Here is a 19,697-nt window from a genome sequence, read left to right as displayed (position 1 = left end):
TAATGGCATTTCACCAAACCAGACAATATGCGGTCGTAGTGGCTGTGGAAATTGGCAGCAATGACAACGCTCATCGGGACTTAAATCCCCTGTCCATTCCAACACTTGGTTTGACCAACTACAGCGTACTTTTAATAATTCGCCATGCATATGAACAACGCGTTTACTCCCTGCTCGTTCATGCAAATTATCAATATTCTGAGTGACTAATAAAAAGTTATCACCTAATAACTCTTCAAGTTTTGCTAAGGCAAAATGTGCCGGATTAGGCTGAATATTGTCTTGTTGAAGCTGGTGACGACGCTCGTTATAAAAGCGCTGAACCAATTGTGGATTGCGCGCAAAACCTTCTGGTGTAGCAACATCTTCAACACGATGCTCTTCCCATAAACCATCCGAAGAACGAAAAGTTTGAATACCCGATTCCGCAGAAATTCCCGCCCCAGTTAATACAACAACATTCATTTTATTCATATCGAGTATTTTATTATCGTTGTAAAAAGAACGGTTGCGAAATCGTTGGCGACGTAACATTTTAATTTTTTTGAATTTTTTAAACTTATGACGAAATCGCAGCATCAGTAACTTCCTTTCTTCCATGTATATGTGCAAGTCGATTAATATCCAAGCTTGCAATAAGAGAACTAATTATTCAACCGTAATTCGGATGCTAGTATAACGCAATAGATAACCAGAAGAATTGTGAGCTTGAAGGATAACCCATCCTTTAGCTTTAATGGCCAATCACAAGGCTTACCTGTATTGCTACCTTAACGTACTATTTTCATCACATACAACTTAAACTATGACGAGTATAATAACCTTGTTTTTATAAAATTAATCCCTTGATTGGTATAGGAAAAACCATGAGTCAGCATTTTGACGGAAAGTATGAAGCAGAAATAAAATTTAAGCTACCTAACCATGAAGCATTTTTACAACAAATTATGGCCGATGGTGCTGAAATTTTTACTGAGAATAACAGTGAAGTAGATTATTTTTTCGATGGCCCTGACGGGCAATTAAATCAGCAAAATATCAGTATGTCAGTAAGAGAAATGAGCCCTTCTGGAATCAAGTTATGGATAGTAAAAGGCCCTGATTCATCTGAATGTAAAGCGATTAATATCGATGACTGTACTCATGTCAAAAACATGCTGACCACTTTAGGCTACAAATGCAATTTAACCACCAGTAAAATACGCAGTATTTACTTCCTCAATGATGCTCACATCACTATTGATCATTTAGCTAATATTGGTTGGTTTGCTGAGTTTGCGATGATGACAAACGATGATAGCCAACTCTCTCTGCTCACAGAACAGATGATGTCTCTCGCACGACAGTATGGTTTTAGTGAAGAATTAATTGAGAAACGCAGCTATAAACAGATGCATATTGCACATGCATACTCAGTAAAGTAATTGAATCAGCACGATAAACTACAAATTACATCTGAGCGATAAGTAAACTGATTTTTAAGAATATCGCCAATAATGACGTGACTTGAAAAATGACAAGAGTCGCTGGGCGATCATCATCACCCAGCATTTACATGGCCTACTTATTGCCCACTTAAAATACGAGCCGGATCAAGTTTGCTCGCTCGGCGAGCTGGATACCAACTTGCTGCCAAACTCAAAATGATAGTCGTGAGCAGCACGTAAACCACATCTAATAGATGCAGTTGTGAAGGCAAGAAATCGATAAAGTAGACATCGCCAGATAAAATTGGATGACCTATCACATACTCAAGCCCTTTGATGATAGGCGTTAAGTTCAATGACACAACCACACCCAGCACAGCCCCAATCACAGACCCGACCAAACCACTAAGCAAGCCATACCATAGGAAAATAGCTCTAATCTGCCTATCTTTTGCACCTAATGTACGCAAAACAGCAATATCACTGCTTTTGTCTTTAACCGCCATAACCAGTGTCGATACAATATTAAAACAGGCAACACCAATCACTAAGATCATCGCCAAGTACATGATGCTGCGGACCATTTGAATATCGTTATACATATAACCATAATCACCAATCCAGCTTTTTACGGTGACATAGTGCATCGTTTTCATGCCTGCATCATAGACAATCTTATCCGCATTGAATGGGTTGTCGGCTTTGATTTCAAAACCTGTAATCCCTTCCCCATAATTTAGATACTCTTGAGCATCAGCAAGAGGGATCAGCGCTAATTGATGATCCAACAAACCACTTAAGCGGAAAATACCGGAAACTTGAACTCGAATTCGCTTTGGTTGCTGTATTTTTAAGCTCGCATCAGTGTTAGGGATCATGATAGTAACCCAATCACCCACCTGCACTTTTAAAGCATTCGCAACACCTTGCCCGAGGATAATTTGCTGTTTACCGGCTTGAAAATGTTGCCATGCATCATCAAGCACATATTTAGGTAGCGCACTCACATCAGATTCAGTTTTTGGTGAAACACCCATCACTTGAATCGCTTTTAAGTTAGCACCTCTTTCCAGTAGCCCCGTAAAACCAATATAAGGGCTGATAGCCTCAACCCCTTGTGTATTACGGATCACTTTCTCGGCATATGCCCAATCCTGATATGGCGGCTCAACAGCATAAATTTGTCCATGAGGTACAACTGACAATACGCGATTTTTCAATTCACGTTCAAAACCATTCATCGCACTCAAGCCAATGATCAATACCGCCACACCGAGAACGATACCCAATGTTGATACGATAGAGACCATTGACACCATGCCTGTTCGACGTCGACCGCGACTAAATCGCAATGCAGTAAGTAGAGTCAGTGGCAATCCAGACATTACACTGCCCCCAGAGTAACATCTTGCTGAAGGTGCCCATCACGCATCTCAAGCTGACGAGATAAACGATGAGCGAGCTTCATATCATGCGTTACCACTAAAAATGCTGTACCTTGCTGCCTATTTAATTCACCCAACAATTCAAAGATAGCATCTGCGTTACGCAAATCGAGATTACCTGTAGGTTCATCAGCAAGAACTAACGCTGGCTCATTCACTAATGCCCTTGCAATGGCGACACGTTGGCGCTCCCCACCAGAAAGTTCCGAAGGTCGATGCCCTGCTCGATGGCCAAGTCCAACCGCATCCAGCATTTTAGTTGCTCGGCTAAAAGCCTCCGCTTTGTTGAGACCGCCAATCAATAGTGGCATTGCGACATTTTCTAATGCTGTAAAATCAGGTAATAGATGATGAAATTGATAAATAAAACCGAGATCTTTGTTTCGAATAGCCGCTCTAGCGTCCGAGGAAAGTCTATTTATATGCTGACCACGAAAGATGACTTCACCTTCAGAAGGTGTATCTAATCCACCGAGTAGATGCAGTAAAGTACTTTTGCCAGAGCCTGAGCTACCGACAATCGCCATCATTTCACCTTCTCCCACTGAAAAACAGACATCCTTTAGTACTTGCGTCGACAATGTCCCTTCTTGATATATCTTACTTAAATGTTCGCAGACAAGAAGTGGTTGTTTATTCATAACGTAAAGCCTCAGCAGGTTGCACTGCTGCCGCACGCCAAGAAGGATAAAGCGTAGCAAGCAGAGAAATAAGCATCGCGGATACCGCAATAACCAAAATACCAGAAAAATCGAGCACAATGGGTAATTGAACGCCTTGTGGCAGCATACCAAATAGCGGCATCAATAAATTCAGCTGACTCGACAATAATATTCCAAGAAGTGTTCCAATCAGAGTGCCAATGACCCCAGCTCCCGCACCTTGGATCATAAAGATGGCCAAAATACGCCCTCGTTTGAGACCCAACGTTTTTAAAATCGCCACTTCAGATTGTTTTTCCATCACTAATAAGGAAAGTGATGTGATGATATTGAAAGCCGCTACTGCAATAATTAGGCTCAACAATAATCCCATCATATTTTTTTCCATTTTTACAGCTTGGAAAAATTCGCCTTTACGTTCGCGCCAGTCAGTCCAAACTAACCCATCAGGAAGCGTTTGTTTGCTCAAAATATCTACTTTTAATGGCTGATCAAGAAATAATTGCCAACCCGTGATGTCATTTTGTGGATAACGCATAAGTCGTGCAGCATCATCTTTTGCAACAACCAGTTCACTAGCATCCGCTTCACCATTGGTTTGAAATATGCCAGCGACGGTAAATAAGCGCTGGCTAGGAATACGTCCCATTGGCGTTAATTGGCTCACACCCGGAATGATTAAACGAACTTCATCACCGCGTTTCAAGCCTAAATTATCGGCCATTTTTTTACCTAAAAATACCCGATACTCTCCTGCCACGAGTTCTGAACGTTGACCACTAATCAGATTATCCAATAGAGGGGAACGGTCATCAGAGGTGATACCAGCCATCACGCCAACACCTACATTTGAACGACTTTGTAAAACCACGTCCGATTGGACAATTGGCTCGATATGATTGACCCCTTGCAGATGTTGTAAATCTGCAATCGGGAACTTTTGAGGGTCAATATGACCTGAGGCCGACGTTAAAATGGCCTGTGGCATATACGCGAGTATGCTATCTTGTAAAGATCGCTCGAATCCATTCATGACAGAAGTCACTGTAATCAGTGCAGCGACGCCTAAAGTGATACCAATTGCGGATAAACTCGATACAAAACGACCGAATTTATCTGCAGCCCGTCCGCGCATATAACGCAGACCTATAAACATTGAGACAGATTGTTGCATGAAATCTGTAACGCTCCTGTTGCCAAAGCGAAGTGTTCAGGGATAATAAAGGGTACGAATGATGAATGGAACCACCCGGCCCCGGTTTTGTGGTTTTTTTTCTTATTGGCTCAGCCTGTTTGCAGTACTTTCAGATAAATACACGGGGTAAAACAGGCTGTTTAACCATTATGCAGTGAGAAGCCGAATATTTTTATGTCTTCAAAATTTCGTTATGAACTCCCTACGCGCAGTGGTGATGTCCGTCATCTTGGATGCCTAATCGGGGCCGCTGGCGCGCTTGAATGTGGAGAGATGATAGAACGTCATCAAGGACCTGTTGTCATTGTCACACGGGATATGCAGAACACACTGCGTCTACGCGATGAGATCCAACAATTTACTCAACTTCCTATTGAGACTCTTTCCGACTGGGAAACCCTACCCTACGATAATTTTTCTCCCCACCAAGAAATTATCTCTCAACGTTTATCGACGCTGTATCGTTTACCAACGATGCAAAAAGGCGCATTGATCCTTCCTGTAAATACGTTGATGCAGAAAGTTTGTCCCGCTGATTTTTTAACCAGCCATGCATTAGTGATGGCCAAGGGGGATAAACTCTCACGCGATGCGCTTCGTGATGAGCTAGATAAAGCGGGTTATCGCCACGTCGAACAGGTTTTAGAACACGGTGAATATGCAACTCGTGGCGCCTTACTAGACTTATTCCCTATGGGAAGCTCAGTTCCTTATCGTATTGATTTCTTTGATGATGAAATTGATAGCTTACGTACTTTTGACGTCGATACGCAAAGAACACTTGAAGAAGTCAGCAGTATAAATTTACTGCCAGCGCATGAATTCCCAACAGATAAAGATGCTATCGAACGTTTTCGTAGCCAATGGCGTGAACGTTTTGAAGTTAGACGTGATCCCGAACATATCTATCAGCAAGTCAGCAAAAAAACGCTACCAACAGGGATTGAATATTGGCAACCGCTATTTTTTAGTCAACCATTACCGTCTCTATTTGATTATCTGCCGGCCAATACCTTGTTTATTTCTCAACATTATCAAGAATCGGCCGAACGTTTCCAAGTGGACACGCAACAACGTTTTGAAAGCCGTGGTGTTGACCCTATGCGCCCGCTTTTGCCTCCCGCAGAGTTGTGGCTGACTGTCGAACAGCTTAATCAATCATTGAAAAAGTGGCCTCGCGTTCAACTCTCTGTAGAGAAATTAGCGGATAAAGCAGCGAATACTAATTTGGATTATTTGCCATTACCCGATATCAGCACGCAAGGACAAAATAAACATCCACTTGAAAAATTAAGACAATTTGTTGAAAGTTTTGACGGCACAGTGGTTTTTTCCGTTGAAAGTGAAGGACGGCGTGAAACCGTTACTGAATTATTAGGGCGATTGAAAATTCGCCCAAGTAATATCGAACACTATTCAAGCTCGTCAGAAAATCGTTTTGCGATTACGGTTGGAGCCGCTGAACATGGTTTTATTCAATCACAACTCCACCGAGCTTTAATTTGTGAAAGTGATTTATTAGGTGAACGCGTTGTTCGTCGGCGCAGTGATAACCGACGTACCATTAATACCGACACACTGATCCGTAACTTGGCCGAATTACGTCAAGGCCAACCTGTGGTTCATATTGAACATGGTGTCGGGCGCTACCAAGGATTGACGACGCTTGAAGCGGGTGGTATCCAAGCTGAATATTTGATCCTAAGCTATGCAGGTAATGACAAACTGTATGTGCCTGTTTCATCATTGCATCTGATCAGCCGTTACTCTGGGGGAGCTGATGAAAATGCCCCACTTCACCGACTTGGCAGTGACAGTTGGGGACGCGCTCGACAAAAAGCAGCTGAAAAAGTTCGTGATGTGGCTGCTGAACTTCTTGATATCTATGCGTTGCGTGCAGCCAAGCCTGGATTTAAATTTAAGCATGACAAGGAACAATACCAAGAATTTTGCCAAGGGTTTCCGTATGAAACAACACCTGATCAAGAAGTCGCCATTAATGCGGTACTGAGTGATATGTGTCAACCCATTGCAATGGACCGATTAGTCTGTGGTGATGTTGGTTTTGGTAAAACCGAAGTGGCAATGCGAGCGGCTTTTTTAGCGATTAGTAACAATAAACAAGTTGCGGTACTTGTGCCAACAACCTTATTGGCCCAACAACATTTCGATAATTTCCGTGACCGGTTCGCTAATTGGCCCATCAGAATTGAAATGATATCTCGCTTTAAAACAGCAAAAGAACAACAGCAAATTATCAACGACACAGCAGAAGGCAAAGTCGATATTCTGATTGGCACACATAAGTTACTTCAAAATAGCTTAGTTTGGCATGATTTAGGTTTACTCATTGTCGATGAGGAACATCGCTTTGGTGTACGTCACAAAGAGCGCATTAAAGCAATGCGGGCTGATGTTGATATCCTAACGCTGACTGCAACACCAATTCCTCGCACCTTGAACATGGCCATGAGTGGTATGCGAGATTTATCAATTATTGCTACACCACCTGCTCGCCGATTAGCCGTAAAAACCTTCGTTCGCCAATATGATGACTTAGTGGTTCGCGAAGCAATTTTGCGTGAAACCTTGCGTGGCGGGCAAGTTTATTACTTGTATAATGATGTTGAGAATATCGAGAAAACGAAACAGCGTCTTGAAGAATTAGTCCCCGAAGCACGTTTTGTCGTCGGTCATGGGCAAATGCGTGAGCGGGAACTCGAACGCGTCATGAATGATTTCCATCATCAGCGTTTCAATGTCTTAATTTGTACGACCATTATTGAAACAGGTATCGATATTCCGACGGCAAACACTATTATCATTGAGCGCGCTGACCATTTTGGTTTAGCTCAACTCCATCAGTTACGTGGTCGTGTGGGCCGTTCTCATCATCAGGCCTATGCTTATCTGCTCACTCCGCACCCTAAAGCGATGACAACTGATGCCCAGAAACGGTTAGAGGCGATCTCCTCATTGGAAGATTTGGGGGCTGGCTTTGCCCTTGCTACCCATGACCTTGAAATCCGAGGTGCTGGCGAGTTGTTAGGCGAAGATCAAAGTGGACAATTGACCACAATTGGTTTTTCTCTGTATATGGAATTACTTGAAAGTGCAGTCGAAGCATTGAAAGACGGTCGAGAGCCATCACTTGAAGATCTCATCAAACAACAAACGGAGGTTGAATTGCGTATGCCAGTACTACTTCCTGATGATTACATTCATGATGTGAATATTCGCCTGTCATTCTATAAACGTATTGCCAGTTCTACCGATGAAGATGAGCTAAAAGAACTAAGAACTGAATTGATCGACCGATTTGGTATGTTGCCTGATGCTGGGAAATTTTTACTCGCCAATGCGGCGATCAGGCTTCAAGCAGAAAAATTGGGTATCAAGCGAATTGAAGCTCATGATCAAGGTGGCTTTATTGAGTTTGGTGAAAAAAATAAAGTTTCACCACAGTTTTTAATTAGCTTATTACAAAGCCAGCCACAAACGTTCCGTCTTGACGGACCGGTTAGATTAAAGTTCGTTATTGATTTAAGTGATAGGCTGGCAAGAATTGAGTTTATCAAGCAATTGCTGAGCGATTTCGCCGATAATCTTCTCGATTAATGATTAAAGCTATACTCTCATTTTACATTGGCTGATTAAGTATCATTTAATAATAAAAACAGCATAAAATTCATTGTATTAATTTGATTTTATGCTGTTTTATGTCTGATTGCGTTTTATAACAGCCCACTATTAAGTGAGTATAGAAGTGAGTACAGCTCATTAACGAAGTCTTAAAAACGGACTAAACCGCCAACGCCAAATATGCAAATTTCTCGCGTTTTGCCTTCAATTCTTCCTCATTACGACGAATAAGTTTTTCGATAGCGCTCAACAAGTGAATGATTCGAATTACCGAAACACTTAAATTTCAAGTGCCGCAAGAATTGCAGCGTCAATTTTATCCGGAGTGGTGATCGGCGCAAAACGCTTGAGCGGTTTGCCGTCACGCCCGATCAGGAACTTAGTAAAATTCCACTTAACTCGCCCACCTAGCAAGCCGGGCAACTCGTTTTTCAGATAACGAAATATCGGGTGCGCTGCGGTTCCGTTAACTTCTACTTTTTCGAACATCGGGAAACTGACACCGTAGTTAATGTGACAGGTCCGCGCGATTTCGTCAGCGTCGCCGGGTTCCTGTTTCCCGAACTGGTTGCAGGGGAAACCTAGCACCACCAAACCCTGAGCAGCGTATTTTTTGTAGAGTGCTTCAAGACCGCGGTATTGTGGCGTAAAGCCACAATGACTGGCGGTATTAACGACTAGAACTACCTTACCAGCGTAGTCAGCCATAGAGACAAGCTGGCCGCTGAGACTTGTGGCTGTCAATTGATAAAAAGTGGTCATATCGTAATCCTCAAAGTAGAACCAGTTCGACGTCAACATTGCCACGCAGTACCTTTACTGTCGGGTCATGGGGCGTGGAAAGCCAATCCTATTCCTGATTGTGTGGTCGGCCTGCAATCGTGTGCGACTTATCTTTGCAAAGTCGAACGAAAAAAACAACAAATAGGCAAGCTTTAAACTGCCACCTGTTGATTAAATTACTGTGATGCTAGTGTCCACTCCCCCTTAATTTGAGACAGTAAGAGTTCAATTAGCCTACTACCAGATTTTTTGTCATTTTCAATAGCCCAATTTAAAACAGCTGTTACCCTTTTCGCTTTTCCAACTAGTGCCCCTTGTGTTTTAGGGGCAAACATAATCAATCCAGCCCTTTTAAATTGAACGTCAAGATCGCTATGAGTAGGCTGACGAGACTCAACTTAAACATCATCAACAAGCTTTGCTATAGCAATTATTATCGAATTTGTTATAGGAAGTTCCATTTGCCCTTCCTACACGAATATTTTTAATAACGATTATCCACATTCCACTACGAACCTAGTTACAAAGTAGGTTGACCAGCCCTAAGCCGAGAGTAAAACACAGCGGATTCGGTCGCGGACACGATGGTCCTTACTTTGCCGATGTTGTGCCTCAAGGGCGAACCGTTGTTCTGCGGTCAGTTCTATTTTCATGAGATGGAGCTTGATCCTCAAACGTCATAAAATCAAGTATCTTAATTGATCACGGATATATACCCTTATTCATTCAAACCGCAGGTTCGTTGACCGCACTCAGCCAGCCGGGTCACGTACTGATGTATGTTCCCTGTCTATCTTCCCTTGCCGCCTTCCTGCATCTTGAATGACGTTGGGTATAAAGGACAGGGCATTCCGGCATAAACTCTGAATGTAGGCTTAATACGGTTTCATCCCGAGCTGTTAGCTGCAACTTGAAAGCTATAGGGTATATGGTATCGTACGCGTCAGAAATACCTTTAAGAGAACCCTTCACGGTGGAAAAAAAGAAAACCTTCCTGCAACAGAAAAGCGGCTTGCACCCGCGTAACCGTCATCGCTCACGCTATGATTTCCCAGCGCTGATCGCCAGTTGCCCTGCACTGGAGCCGTTCGTCAAGCCGAACGCCTGGGGCGACATCTCGGTAGATTTTGCCGATCCTGCGGCGGTTAAAATGCTCAACCGTGCGTTGCTGCAACATTTTTATGGCATCGAACACTGGGACATTCCCGCCGATTATCTATGCCCACCGATCCCCGGGCGTGCCGACTATTTACACCATCTGGCCGACCTGCTGGCGACCAGCAACGGCGGTGAGATCCCTCGCGGTAAAGGCGTGGCGATCCTTGATGTGGGCATTGGCGCCAACTGTATTTATCCGATTATTGGCCTACGTGAATACGGCTGGCGTTTTACCGGTTCGGAGATTGATCCGGTATCGCTCAATACGGCCAAAATGATCGTGGAGATGAATCCGACACTGAGAAACGGCGTGCGCCTGCGCTTGCAAAAACAACCCGAATTTATTTTGAACGGCATCATCGGCGTGGCGGAGAAATTTGATGCCACACTGTGTAATCCACCGTTCCACAGCTCTGAACAGGAAGCGCAAGCCAGCACCCGCCGCAAACTGCACAAGCTGGGTAAAGGCGAGGTAGCCGACACGCCGGTACATAACTTTGGCGGCAAAAATAAAGAGCTATGGTGTGAAGGCGGTGAAGAAGCCTTTGTGCGTAAAATGGTAGAGGAGAGCGTTAACCTGGCGCAAAACTGCCTGTGGTTCACCTCGTTGATTTCTAAAAACACTACCTTGCCTTCGATTTATCACGCGTTGAAGCTGGTGGGTGCAGTCGAAGTCCGTACCATTGAAATGGCGCAGGGGCAAAAAATCAGTCGCTTCGTGGCCTGGACTTTCCACGACGCACAACAGCAGGTCGACTGGGCGACAGAACGCTGGCGTTAATTTCCCTGGTGCCGGTTATTTAATCGGCACCGATAAAACTTCGCATTTCCCTTTCAATTTCTGCATGTTGCGTTATTCTCAATATATCTTCCAATACTAAAAATCTTAAAAAAGTTATTTATTCAAAATACAATAGTTACCTTACTTAATTGGTATTTTAATCCGGTATATATACCCAACGTCATTCAAGTTGCAGGCTGAGCGCAGCCAACGAACCTGCGGTTTGAATGAATAAGGATATATACCGTCAGTTTTAAGCAATAAACTGCCTAGATGTAAGATTCAATAAGCTGATTTGACCAAATTGAATACATTAACGCCAAACATGGAACAACTAACACAAAATGTAAATCGTCCAACTAATAATATCTGCACATAATTGGATTATATTTATTCGAAGTAACCATAAGCATTTTTTCTCGGAAATATTTCAACGGCATTATTCAATGTTTGAATCCTTGATTCATCAGCTTTAATACAAAATAACGGAACCAGTGCGTCGGCATTAATATTCACCGCATCACAAAGCTGATTGCTAGATGCACTTAAGTCCAAACGCCCATCTTTATCAAGTGGAATTAGTAACCCCGGATCATAAGGCGTCCTAACTTTTCCTAAAGTATCACCAATACGATACACCACATCATAACCCACGATAATTTGTTCTATTTTTTGGGTTATTACACAGTTTCTATATTCCTTATCAATTAATTTTGGCAGTGATTTGTTTTGTAAAATTTCTAACATAAACACTGTTTTACACTCACGTTGTGCTGGATGATAACGAGATAAATAGTCTTGACTAAATCCATCTAGCACGCCAATAACAGAACAATTCTCATGTTCAATAAGTCGATGTGATTTAATAGGTTCTGTCGAAAGGACTGTCGCTAACTTGTTATCATTCACAGAAGAGCGCTGTAAGCTAATGATGGTAATAATAATTAGACAAGTCACCATTCCGGCTAACAATAATTTATATTTTAGCCTCATAGGCTGCCCTTATTAAAAGATATCATTAAAGAATAACCACATTGTATCCATTGGCTTTAATAATACGATGATTACCGACAACTTAATGATAACTTTTAGAATTTTCTTACTCAAAAACAAGGTTTAAACTATTTCACTTAAGCATAATCAGTACTAGATCAATAATGCTAATTTAAATTATTTTGATAAATTGAGTTATATATTTATACAGCAGAAAGTGCCAATATGACACTTTCTGCATAAAATAATTATGGTTTCTGACAATTCCAGATAAGATAAATCTATAGATTATTGCCACCTTAATTAAAATGATAACTAAACAATGACCTCAGTATAGAGATAGAAATCTATGTAAATTAGCTTGAAGCTGTCATTTTAATTGCAAAAAAGACCCTCGCTCACACTTGAACGAGGATCTAATCACTTGATGAATGATGCGCAGGAAAATTAATGCAATTTCAATTTAGGTCGAATGATCCGGTTAATACTTCCTACCAACATCATTAAACCTGTTTTGATATAACCATGAAGCGCAATTTGATGCATTCGATATAGTGAGACATATACAAAACGTGCAATTCGCCCTTCAACCATCATATCACCACGCATCAGATTCCCCATCAAGCTGCCAACAGTCGTAAAACGTGATAGAGATACTAATGAACCATGATCTTTATACACATAATCTTTTAGTGGTTTATCTTTCATCATCGCTAAGATGTTGTCATAACAACGACTTGCCATCTGATGTGCTGATTGTGCTCTAGGTGGTACAAACCCCCCTTCTGGCTTTGCACACGAAGCACAGTCACCAATTGCAAAAATAGTATCATCACGTGTTGTTTGTAAGGTCGGCTTCACAACGAGCTGATTAATGCGGTTGGTTTCTAAACCGGCAATATCTTTCATAAAATCTGGGGCTTTAATACCCGCTGCCCATACCATCAAATCAGCACGAATTTGTTCACCATCTTTGGTATTTAAACCCTTTTCATCTGCACTCGTTACCATCGTTTTCGTCAGAACATGCACACCTAACTTGGTTAACTCTTGATGAGCAGCACTCGAAATTCGTGGTGGTAGTGCAGGTAGAATACGTTCGCCAGCCTCTACTAATGTCACATTCAAAGCATCGGTATCTAGCCCTTTAAAACCATAACTCGTTAATTGTTCAACTGCGTTGTACAGTTCAGCGGATAGTTCAACCCCTGTTGCACCAGCACCGACAATAGCAATATTCACCTTCTCTTCCGCATTATCACGAACAGAATAGCGTAAGAATAAGTTAAGCATTTCATCATGGAATCGATGCGCTTGCTGCGGGTTATCTAAGAAAATGCAGTGTTCTTTAACACCTTGAGTGCCAAAGTCATTTGAGGTACTCCCCAATGCCATGACCAGAATGTCATAATCTATTTCGCGCTCTGGAACTAATAGCTCGGCATTTTTATCGCGCAATTCACCTAAAATAATCTTTTTATTATCACGATCGATCTGTGTTAATGAACCCAATTGAAAATTGAAAGCGTTGTGGCGTGCATGACCGAGATAGCTAAGCGCATCGACACCATCATCCAGTGAGCCGGTTGCGACTTCATGCAGTAATGGTTTCCACAGATGACTTGGGTTGCGGTCAACAAGCGTGATTTCAGCACGTTTTTTGCGTCCTAACTTGCGTCCAAGACGTGTTGCCAGTTCTAAACCACCAGCACCACCACCCACAATAACAATCTTTGGTTGAGAAAGGGCCATAAATTCCTCGTTACAAAATAAATTAATGTTATTTAAGGATTTTCTGAAATAAAAAACTTAAATAACATCAATAACCATCTTTAAGTTCAAAGCACTGTTTAGAATAACACGCTTGGATATTTGGTCACACCAAATATTGATAGAGATCAAATTAACTGAGCATTATCACAACGATCACATAATATTTAGCGTTTTGGATGAATACGAAACGTGTCAGCTTAATTTATATTGATATTAATCAATATTTGAATCAATTGCCAACCTATTTGATAATGAGAATTATTATAAATTTAGTCTGCGGAGTTTTTTAAGGCTCGATTAAAATCAACGAATCGAGAATGTTAATGTTCGATAGCAGTAACGAGATATCATTTAACTAAAAAACCCGAAAACAAAAACTGTTTTCGGGTTTGATTTAACTAGGATTTAACTACAAATCAGTTAACTTTCTTGATACGTTCGTCAGTTGGTATTGATATTGGCGAATTATCTTTGAAATATTTCATCAGTGCTTCGTTATCTGGCAGACTATATACACGACCTTGCCCTTGTTCGAATGCAGAGAAACGGCTACCACCTGTTGCTAAGAATTCATTAGCTGCAACACGATAGCTTTTGTTCATATCCAATGGTTTACCATTTAATTTGATTGAGTTAGGAATAACTTTATCGCCAGCTTTACGGTTCTCATCCCACTCATAGTAGAAACCCTTGGACACTGGCATGACTTGTGGGCGTTCACGCTGCCATTGTTGCTCAAGCGCTTGTTTAATTTGAGCACCTGTTAACGATTGGGTAACAACCACATTAGAGAATGGCTGAACGGTGAAAAGATCACCATAGGTTTGTTCACCCGCTTTAAGATCAGCACGAATACCACCACTGTTCATAAATGCGATTTGAGCGCCACCCTGATCTTTTGCAGATGCGACATATAACTGAGCATCGGCAATAATCTTACCAAGAGAGGAATCCCCTGCTGGCGTGAGTTTTTTATTCGAAGATTCAGTCAATGTGCCCATCACTTGTTGAGAAATAGGTAATGCAATTTTCTCATATTTTTGGACAAATGATGTTAGCTCAGGATTTTTCTCGTAACGTTTTGTTTCAACTGGAATATTTTCAGCTTTAATGCTAACAATGTCTTTGGTCTTTTTATCGATTTCAATATTTAATTGAGAAATTAATGTGCCATTAGACTGTGCAGAAATAACTGTTTTACCATTGATTTGGCAATTATAAGCTTGATGTGTATGCCCACTAACGACGAAATCTACCGCGCCGTCTAGCTGGTTAACGATATCAACGATTGGACCTTGGATATTATCACAGCGGTTAATGTCTTTTTCTTTAGTGCTAACCTGTTGTATTGCACCTTCATGGATCAAGACACCAATGCTATTAATACCTTGTGCTTTTAGCAGCTTAACTTGGTTATTTATCGTCTCAACTTCATTTTTGAATTCAAGACCCGCAGTACCGCTTGGCGTTACGATTGCAGGAGTACCTTCAAGGGTTAAACCAATGAAAGCCATTGGAACACCATCAAACTCTTTAATAAAGTATGAAGGGAACAAAGTTTCACCCGTCTCTTTAACAATAACGTTTGCCGCTAAATAGTTAAAATCAGCCCCAGCAAATGAATCTTTACCTACACAGCCCGCAGTGGGATGACAGCCACCATTTTGCTTTCTCAGTAGCTCTTCTTTGCCTTTATCGAATTCATGGTTACCGACAGCACTTGTTTCCATGCCAATTGCACTTAATGCTTCGATAGTTGGCTCATCATAAAACATAGATGAAAGTAATGGACTTGCTCCAACTAAGTCACCAGCGCCCACAACAATGGTATTACTGTTTTGTGCTTTTAATTGATTGACTAACGTCGCAATCGATTCAATACCACCCAACTTACCATCACCTGGTGCTTTTAATGCGCCGTGGAAGTCATTAATACCAATAACTTGAACCTTTACTGTGTCGGTTGATTTTGATGCACAACCGGCCAGTAATGCACCCGAAATTAACAGTGTAAGTAGCCCAATTTTATGTTTCATTCTTGTTTACCTTTTTATATACAGCTATTACGGTTAAATTACATCTTGAAACGATATGTCGTTGTCATTGAGCCTGATAGTGAACGGGCGCGACGTGAGTGACCATCTTCATAAATTTTCGGCGTTGTGTAATCAGACTCTTGCTGGTGATGCCACCCCATTCCACCACTTAGCGAAACGGATAGATTTTCAGTTGGTTTCCAGTAGCTAAACAAGCCAAGTTGGCCTTGTTTTAAGGTTTCACCTCTATATTTGAATTCACTGTAGTTAGTACGTGCACCGACTGAAAGCTCTTTACTGATGCGATATTCAGCCGCCAGCGCTAACATGGTCTCACCGTCACGAACATAGTCGATATCAGAATATGCTGGGGAGTTAAAACGACCACGTGTATTACCAATTGGGTTACGAGCAAATTGCCCGACGCCATTTGCTTTATGAGCCGTGGTATGTGTCAGACCAGTGCTTAACTTCCAAGGTGACTGAGGAATATTCCACTCCGCCGTACCGGCATAGTGCCAAGCTCGCTTATCAAAGTTTCGCTTGCCTTTAGAATCGTCAGCTAGAGTACGTTTGCCATCACTACCATATTCATGACCGTAAATTTGGGCGCCAAGCGTGATATCAGAAGTTAATCTATATTTAGTTTCAAGACCTTGCTGACGGAATAAATCATCCGCTTGACCATAGAAGTAATACACTTTTAGTGGTTTAGAATTATAATTAACGCCACCCGTGATAACATGATCGACTTTTTGTCTAACACCATTCGCATCAGTGAAGTACATTCTGTCAATATTTGGACTATCACGACGCATAACTTTGCTGTCGAGATATAATAAATCTAAGCTCCAATCGCCCATCGCTGTATTGGTGTAGTAACCACTATAGCTATTTAAAGAAAGACGTTGTGAGTTGGTGAAAATACCTGTGTTTTTCAGTGTAAACCAACCAGCTTGGCCTTTAATTTGTACAGGATCGAGGTCGAATTTAACTTTTGCAAAACGTTGACCAATTTTGTTATAGCCTTCCGCATGACCGTTATCGTTATATAAAATCGCACGTGAGGCGAAGTCTTTACTCGCGCCTAATTTGACACCACCATAATAAGAAGCGTCAAATCCAATCACATCAGCAAAGTAACCTGATTTAAAATCAGCTTGAAAGTTTTGCCCCCAAGCCTGAGCGACTTGTTTTCTATAACGACCTTCATCTTTATCAAAACGATTCTCAGTCTTTAAATATTTCCACATGTTGCGTGTAGAAAGTTCGAGTTCTGAATCAGCAACGAACGAATTTTCTTTAATTGTATTTTCCCAGTTGCTCGCATTTGCTGCAGTAACCGCTAAGTAGCAAGGAGAAAGCATTAATAAAGCAATATTTTTAACTTTCATTTAAAATAAACCTAGTTAATTATTATTTAAATTAATTTTATGTTGACTCATGTTTAGATGAGCAACAAAACACCATCTTTGTATTTGACTTAAAACGATTTAGCTTACATTCAAAAAAACACTTCAACTTCCAATACAAACATCATTTTCCGGCGTAAAAACTCCATGCAAAACTCACTTCGCATCTGTGTTTACTTTTTAATTGCTGTTACTTATTAGCGGAGAATATTTATTAACCTTTTTTCACTCAAATCTCTCTTTATATTTTAATTAAGTGACAAACTGCCATTTTTTATTTAAATAAAAACACTCTATGACTAATTCTTAATCTAGCTACGCTGCTTTAATAAACTTCCAGAAAAATATACCGCCGGAGAAATAATATTCTCCAACTTAGCAAGCATTTAACTTAACGTTTTTAATATTAATTAGTCGCTATTTTTTGAGCAGATTATTTCCAATGTCAAATTGTCACAAAACTTTAATATTGCGTATGCTATAGTAATTTTACGTCAATTAAAACGATCACTGTCACAACCTGTTACATAGTTTGCATTTAATTATCCAGCTAACGTGATAATGGTCACATCATGTCACTATGAGATATTTTAGTTAAAAAAGGGGAAAAATAGAGAAATGGTAATTCAAATATTTCATTAACTTATCGCCAGCGATTTAGCTATTCTTGTTTTAAAATCAATCAGTTCAAACCTATCAGTGTTTATTTTTCCTGCTACAACTAAATGGTCGATTTATTTACCTAATCCATTAACCTGTCTATTTTCAATACACGACAGTATTAGATCTCACCATAAATTGATAGTCGCTATATCTTGATTAAGATTTAAGTTTATTAAATAGAGTAGACAAATAATGTTCATTATATGTTAACTATTATTCGACAATTAAACTTTAATCTTCATTGTATTAGTTATACTTAATTTAGCTTGATACAGTCACTTACTCGCAAAAGCACCGTAAAATATTGCACTTTAAACCATCAAATCAGTTAATGGTAGTTAATAAATCCAACAATAGCTTTAACCCCGTGTTTATTAGCTTAGGCTTATCTATAATCTACGTTAATATAATAGAATAAATCTTTAGTACAAACCCTTTACGTTTATAAAAAAAACACTTCTATTATTCATTTTAAATAATGCAATTAATTTTTGATTAAAATTAAGTTTTAGTCAATCATCATCCTTAATTGAATTAATAATAAACAAGTATCATGAGAGATTTATTCAGAAGTGATAATGTTACAGGTAACGTTCGTTTAATTGAGGGCTAAAAAGAAAATTGTGATAATGATGGGTAATAAACCAGCCAGCTGTTTGTTCTGACTGGTTTTCAGTTGCAATTTTATTTTAAACTAGCGATGCTCTTGCCATTTTTGGTGCAAATCTACTAGCTGTTTATGACTTTCTTGCCAACGCTTTGCAGCTTGTAATTCTTTCAGGCTGTATTGGCGACCACTGTGATATAGCGAAGAAGCAAGGCTACCTTGCTGTTTAGGTAAGTTGTCTAAAACACTCACGGCACCATCACGGTTATTGCAAACTAATACCATATCACAACCAGCAGATAACGAAGCTTCAGCACGCTCAGGGTAACTGCCCATAATTGCAGCGCCTTCCATTGATAAGTCATCTGAGAAAATAACACCATTAAAGCCCAATTGCTCACGTAATATTGATTTTAACCAAAATGGTGAACCACTCGCTGGGCGATCATCGGCTTGGGCATAAATAACATGAGCGGGCATCACTGCATCTAATAATTCGCGTTGGATAAAATCCCTAAAAATGGACATATCGTTCTTACGAATAATATCGAGAGAACGATCGTCACGTGGGGTTTCTTTATGTGAATCCGCTTTTACAGCACCGTGCCCTGGGAAATGTTTCCCTGTTGTTTTCATACCGGCATTGCGCATTCCTTTAATAAAACGCTCTGCCATTACCATCGCTATTTCAGGATCTTCATGGAATGAACGTTCACCAATAGCAATACTTTGATGGCCAAGATCAAGCACTGGTGCAAAACTGATATCGATATCCATGGCTATCATTTCTGAAGCCATTAGCCAACCCGCTTCTTCTGCCAGCCTTCCACCTTCTAATTGGCTATTTAATGCAGCAAAGGCTTGAGCAGAAGGCAAGGCCGTAAAGCCATCACGAAAACGCTGAACACGCCCACCCTCTTGATCAACAGCAATCAATAAACGATGGCGGGATGCATCACGAATTTGACGCACTAATTCCCTTAATTGCTCTGCATCATGAAAGTTACGGGTAAATAAAATTAATCCGCCAACTAACGGATGTGCCAATATTTCACGCTCTTCATTGTCCAGCTCATAACCCTGAACATCTAGCATTATCGGACCCATAAATATGCCTCAC

14 protein-coding genes are annotated in these 19,697 nt (G+C 40.7%); 3 read left to right on the top strand and 11 right to left on the bottom strand.

The annotated features are described in order from the left end of the window. Positions 1-576, bottom strand: a 576-nt coding sequence (cobB, locus tag OOA_RS03995) for a Sir2 family NAD+-dependent deacetylase (RefSeq protein WP_040691081.1), incomplete at its 3' end; no start/stop codon positions are given. Positions 577-866: 290 nt separating this feature from the next. Between cobB and cyaB the strand changes: the two genes are divergently transcribed. After that, positions 867-1,424: a class IV adenylate cyclase gene (gene cyaB, locus OOA_RS03990; RefSeq protein WP_008910839.1), complete on the top strand. Its 558-nt coding sequence runs from the start codon at positions 867-869 to the stop codon at positions 1,422-1,424. 140 nt (positions 1,425-1,564) lie between these two features. Here cyaB and lolE read toward each other — a convergent pair whose 3' ends face one another. From lolE to lolC, 3 genes are read right to left on the bottom strand one after another with little or no spacing between them, the layout of a single operon-like run. Beyond that, complete coding sequence (gene lolE / locus OOA_RS03985; protein WP_008910838.1) at positions 1,565-2,812, bottom strand: lipoprotein-releasing ABC transporter permease subunit LolE; 1,248 nt, start codon at positions 2,810-2,812, stop codon at positions 1,565-1,567. After that, positions 2,812-3,513 carry a lipoprotein-releasing ABC transporter ATP-binding protein LolD gene (gene lolD / locus OOA_RS03980; RefSeq protein WP_008910837.1) on the bottom strand — a complete coding sequence of 234 codons (702 nt, stop codon included), beginning with the start codon at positions 3,511-3,513 and terminating at the stop codon, positions 2,812-2,814. Before lolD ends, lolE begins: the two co-directional genes overlap by 1 nt. After that, a complete protein-coding gene (gene lolC, locus OOA_RS03975; protein ID WP_008910836.1) occupies positions 3,506-4,708 on the bottom strand; it encodes a lipoprotein-releasing ABC transporter permease subunit LolC in 1,203 nt (400 codons plus the stop codon). Before lolC ends, lolD begins: the two co-directional genes overlap by 8 nt. A 195-nt stretch (positions 4,709-4,903) precedes the next feature. Between lolC and mfd the strand changes: the two genes are divergently transcribed. Further along, on the top strand, positions 4,904-8,347 hold the full coding sequence (gene mfd / locus OOA_RS03970; RefSeq protein WP_008910835.1) for a transcription-repair coupling factor: 3,444 nt from the start codon (positions 4,904-4,906) through the stop codon (positions 8,345-8,347). A gap of 303 nt (positions 8,348-8,650) precedes the next feature. Here the strand turns inward: mfd and OOA_RS03965 are convergent, their stop codons facing one another. After that, positions 8,651-9,133 carry a glutathione peroxidase gene (locus OOA_RS03965; protein WP_008910834.1) on the bottom strand — a complete coding sequence of 161 codons (483 nt, stop codon included), beginning with the start codon at positions 9,131-9,133 and terminating at the stop codon, positions 8,651-8,653. A gap of 197 nt (positions 9,134-9,330) precedes the next feature. Next, positions 9,331-9,489 (bottom strand): hypothetical protein, encoded by a 159-nt coding sequence (locus OOA_RS20595; RefSeq protein ID WP_008910833.1) that lies wholly within the window; start codon positions 9,487-9,489, stop codon positions 9,331-9,333. Positions 9,490-10,127: 638 nt separating this feature from the next. Between OOA_RS20595 and rlmF the strand changes: the two genes are divergently transcribed. Next, a complete protein-coding gene (rlmF, locus tag OOA_RS03960; RefSeq protein WP_169316241.1) occupies positions 10,128-11,093 on the top strand; it encodes a 23S rRNA (adenine(1618)-N(6))-methyltransferase RlmF in 966 nt (321 codons plus the stop codon). 390 nt (positions 11,094-11,483) lie between these two features. On the opposite strand, the gene umoD is transcribed toward rlmF, so the two are convergent. From umoD to nagZ, 5 genes are all read right to left on the bottom strand, one after another. Next, positions 11,484-12,086: a UmoD family flagellar biogenesis regulator gene (gene umoD, locus OOA_RS03955; RefSeq protein WP_008910831.1), complete on the bottom strand. Its 603-nt coding sequence runs from the start codon at positions 12,084-12,086 to the stop codon at positions 11,484-11,486. Positions 12,087-12,533: 447 nt separating this feature from the next. Beyond that, positions 12,534-13,838, bottom strand: coding sequence for an NAD(P)/FAD-dependent oxidoreductase (locus OOA_RS03950; protein WP_008910830.1), 1,305 nt, complete (start codon positions 13,836-13,838; stop codon positions 12,534-12,536). Positions 13,839-14,275: 437 nt separating this feature from the next. Further along, the gene (locus OOA_RS03945; RefSeq protein WP_008910829.1) at positions 14,276-15,895 is read right to left on the bottom strand and encodes a bifunctional metallophosphatase/5'-nucleotidase; all 1,620 of its coding nucleotides are present in this window, start codon (positions 15,893-15,895) and stop codon (positions 14,276-14,278) included. A gap of 38 nt (positions 15,896-15,933) precedes the next feature. Beyond that, positions 15,934-17,289 carry an OprD family outer membrane porin gene (locus OOA_RS03940; RefSeq protein WP_008910828.1) on the bottom strand — a complete coding sequence of 452 codons (1,356 nt, stop codon included), beginning with the start codon at positions 17,287-17,289 and terminating at the stop codon, positions 15,934-15,936. 1,375 nt (positions 17,290-18,664) lie between these two features. Then, a complete protein-coding gene (nagZ, locus tag OOA_RS03935) occupies positions 18,665-19,684 on the bottom strand; it encodes a beta-N-acetylhexosaminidase (RefSeq protein ID WP_008910827.1) in 1,020 nt (339 codons plus the stop codon). Between the last annotated feature and the right edge of the window lie 13 nt (positions 19,685-19,697).

This window comes from Providencia burhodogranariea DSM 19968, from assembly GCF_000314855.2.
GTDB classification, from domain to species: domain Bacteria; phylum Pseudomonadota; class Gammaproteobacteria; order Enterobacterales; family Enterobacteriaceae; genus Providencia; species Providencia burhodogranariea.
The sequence above is the reverse complement of the archived record's forward strand: the minus strand, read 5'-3'. Positions and strand labels throughout refer to the sequence as shown.

What these genes read in the sequence shown, in the direction of transcription:
- cyaB (WP_008910839.1), top strand. Translation starts at nt 867, where the DNA reads ATGAGTCAGCATTTTGACGGAAAGTATGAAGCAGAAATAAAATTTAAG.
- lolE (WP_008910838.1), bottom strand. Translation starts at nt 2,812, where the DNA reads ATGTCTGGATTGCCACTGACTCTACTTACTGCATTGCGATTTAGTCGC.
- lolD (WP_008910837.1), bottom strand. Translation starts at nt 3,513, where the DNA reads ATGAATAAACAACCACTTCTTGTCTGCGAACATTTAAGTAAGATATAT.
- lolC (WP_008910836.1), bottom strand. Translation starts at nt 4,708, where the DNA reads ATGCAACAATCTGTCTCAATGTTTATAGGTCTGCGTTATATGCGCGGA.
- mfd (WP_008910835.1), top strand. Translation starts at nt 4,904, where the DNA reads ATGTCTTCAAAATTTCGTTATGAACTCCCTACGCGCAGTGGTGATGTC.
- OOA_RS03965 (WP_008910834.1), bottom strand. Translation starts at nt 9,133, where the DNA reads ATGACCACTTTTTATCAATTGACAGCCACAAGTCTCAGCGGCCAGCTT.
- OOA_RS20595 (WP_008910833.1), bottom strand. Translation starts at nt 9,489, where the DNA reads ATGTTTGCCCCTAAAACACAAGGGGCACTAGTTGGAAAAGCGAAAAGG.
- umoD (WP_008910831.1), bottom strand. Translation starts at nt 12,086, where the DNA reads ATGAGGCTAAAATATAAATTATTGTTAGCCGGAATGGTGACTTGTCTA.
- OOA_RS03950 (WP_008910830.1), bottom strand. Translation starts at nt 13,838, where the DNA reads ATGGCCCTTTCTCAACCAAAGATTGTTATTGTGGGTGGTGGTGCTGGT.
- OOA_RS03945 (WP_008910829.1), bottom strand. Translation starts at nt 15,895, where the DNA reads ATGAAACATAAAATTGGGCTACTTACACTGTTAATTTCGGGTGCATTA.
- OOA_RS03940 (WP_008910828.1), bottom strand. Translation starts at nt 17,289, where the DNA reads ATGAAAGTTAAAAATATTGCTTTATTAATGCTTTCTCCTTGCTACTTA.
- nagZ (WP_008910827.1), bottom strand. Translation starts at nt 19,684, where the DNA reads ATGGGTCCGATAATGCTAGATGTTCAGGGTTATGAGCTGGACAATGAA.